The organism is Brevibacterium renqingii (genome assembly GCF_017808105.1).
Taxonomy (GTDB): Bacteria; Actinomycetota; Actinomycetes; order Actinomycetales; family Brevibacteriaceae; genus Brevibacterium; species Brevibacterium renqingii.
Genome location: NZ_JADBHF010000033.1, coordinates 1 through 746, shown reverse-complemented (window position 1 = coordinate 746; position 746 = coordinate 1). Strand labels below are relative to the sequence as shown.

General features: G+C 60.6%; 1 pseudogene. It reads left to right on the top strand.

The features are described 5' to 3' along the window. Positions 1-60: 60 nt before the first annotated feature. Positions 61-746, top strand: a pseudogene (locus IHE57_RS16500) (transposase); the annotation flags it as partial.

Sequence of the window (746 nt, the reverse complement as noted above, 5' to 3'; positions counted from 1 at the left end):
CCTCGAATAGTGGACACCCAAGTTAGCGGGATTCCCAGTCCTGCTGGAAGGATGTTCAATATGTCAGATCAGAAGCGCCAGCGGCGCTCTTACACCCCTGAGTATCGGATCGAGGCGGCGAATCTCGTCATCGACACCGGCAGGTCGATCGCCGCGGTGGCCAAGGAAATTGGAGTCGGTGAACAGACCCTGGGCACCTGGGTCAAAGCCGAGAAGCACCGACGCCGCGGCGACGGTGAGCCCACGGGCCCGTTGAACGAGGAAGAACGGGCTGAACTGGCACGGTTGAGGCGGGAGAACTTCGATCTGAAACAGGACAACGAGTTCCTGGGAAAAGCAGCCGCCTTCTTCGCGTCGAAGCCTCGAAACAAGAGAAATTCGAACTGATGGATTCGGAGAAGGCCCACTATGCGATTCGCCGGATGGCCAGGCTCCTCGAGGTGACGAAATCCGGGTACTACGCATGGAAGAAGCGTCGGCAAGCAGGGCCATCGAAACGTGCGAGAGCGCAACGGAGCCTTGATGGGCACGTGGCAACGGTCCACGCGGAGTCTGATGGTGTCTACGGGGCACCGCGGGTGGCAGCGCAACTGGCTCGACAAGGCGTGTGCGTGGATGAGAAGACGGTCGCGGCATCGCTGCGCAGGCAGGGTCTTGAAGGGATCAGTCCGCGTCGGTTCCGACCGGTGACGACTCTGCCTGGAGTGGCGACTTATCACATTCCGGACCTCGTGAAACGAGTCTGG